The organism is Paenibacillus sp. IITD108, from assembly GCF_036541265.1.
Taxonomy (GTDB): Bacteria; Bacillota; Bacilli; order Paenibacillales; family Paenibacillaceae; genus Pristimantibacillus.
Window position 1 is genome coordinate 1 of record NZ_JAZHCT010000077.1, and the last position, 1701, is coordinate 1701.

2 protein-coding genes are annotated in these 1701 nt (G+C 41.7%); both read left to right on the forward strand.

Going from position 1 to position 1701, the window contains the following annotated elements:
• Window positions 1–94: 94 nt before the first annotated feature.
• Window positions 95–1378: an IS21 family transposase gene (gene istA, locus V1L65_RS28560; protein ID WP_331702753.1), complete on the forward strand. Its 1284-nt coding sequence runs from the start codon at window positions 95–97 to the stop codon at window positions 1376–1378.
• On the forward strand, window positions 1375–1701 hold a 327-nt coding region (locus V1L65_RS28565; protein WP_331702754.1), incomplete at its 3' end, for an ATP-binding protein. The genes istA and V1L65_RS28565, both read left to right, overlap by 4 nt.

The window sequence follows — 1701 nt, forward strand, 5'->3', positions numbered from 1 at the left end:
TACAAATGCTAACCTAAACATGTACACAAATGCTTGAATAATAATGTACAGATTTGACGATCTGAATCATACTTGTCTCAAGGGAGAGATGAGTATGTACATCACGTTGAATGTTCAATCGAATATGGAGATTCGTAGTTTACTAGACTTACCTAAACTTAAATCATTAATGGAGAATCTCAATATGAAAATCAATATAAGCGAATTAGCAAGAGAGCTAGAGGTGGACCGTCGAACCATTCAGAAATATCTAGACGGATTTATACGAAAAAGAACACGAGATAAAGGTTCTAAGATTGATGAATACTATGAAATCATTGCTGCATTGTTATCTACAGATAGTAAGCAGGTTTTCTATTACAAACGTGTGTTATGGCAGTACTTAACAGATAATCATGGACTGCAATGTTCAGCATCTGCCTTTCGTGCCTACATCGCTCGTAAGCCTGAGTTTGAAGCTTACTTTAAGCACGGACAGCGTATGCCGTCACCACAAGGAACGATTCGTTTCGAGACAGATCCAGGCGTGCAAGCCCAGTTAGATTGGAAAGAAAGCATTCCCTTTGAAACGAAAGAAGGCGAGAAGGTTGAGGTGAATGTAGCTGTGCTACTGCTCTCGTATTCACGATTTAGGGTGTATCACATGAGCGTGTCTAAGTCACAGAGCGTATTGCATTCCTTCTTAACCGAGGCGTTTGAAGCCATTGGTGGTGTTCCTCATGAGATTCTAACCGACAACATGAAGACTGTTATGGACGAAGCAAGAACTGAACATACTGCCGGTAAAGTGAATGCCAAGTTTGCTGGTTTTGCAGCCGACTTTGGATTTAAAGTCAGGCCCTGTATCGCAGGACGGCCTCGTACCAAAGGAAAAGTGGAAGCACAAATGAAAATCTTAGATGAGATCCATGCTTACCAAGGCAAATTAAGCCTGCCAGAGCTTCAGGTATACATTCAGAAGCTAAGCGATCGTGTAAACCAGTCGTTCCATCAAGGAACGGGGAAAGTACCTGTTCTAGCCCTGGAAAAGGAAAAGAACTCCTTACACCCGTTACCAGCGGAGCGTGTAAGAAGTTCCTATCGCATACATCATAAGCTTGTAAAGATCAATGCATCGAACATGATCTCCTACCAATCCAGACAATACTCAGTTCCCGCTGGGTATCAAGGAAAAACGGTGGGAATACAAGTCTATGACAACCATTTGTATGCTTATTATAACACGAAACTTCTGGTACGCCATCCTATTGGTGAAGCAAAATTAAATTACACAGAAGAGCACTACAGGGAAAACTTAAGATTATCTATGCCAAGCTATCCAGACATTAGTGACTTGGCCAAGAAGAATCTACGTGCGATTGGAGGTGCATTTGAATGAATTTGACCTCCTACCAACAAGCCACACGTAACCTAGAGTATCTAAGCCTTAAGCAAATGGTGACCCATTTAAATGAAGTCGTCGATTTTAGTATTCATAACCAACTGTCTTTCATAGATACGCTAGTGAAGCTCACAAGCTATGAGATTGATGTGCGCGAGCAGAACATGATTCATGCGATGGTGAAAGTCGGTGCCTTTCCTCATCAGAAGGAACTCTTGGATTTTGACTTTAGCTTTCAGCCTTCAGTGAACCGAGAGCAGATACTGGACTTTGCTAGTCTACGCTTCATTGAGGGGAATGAAAACATTGTGTTTCTAGGT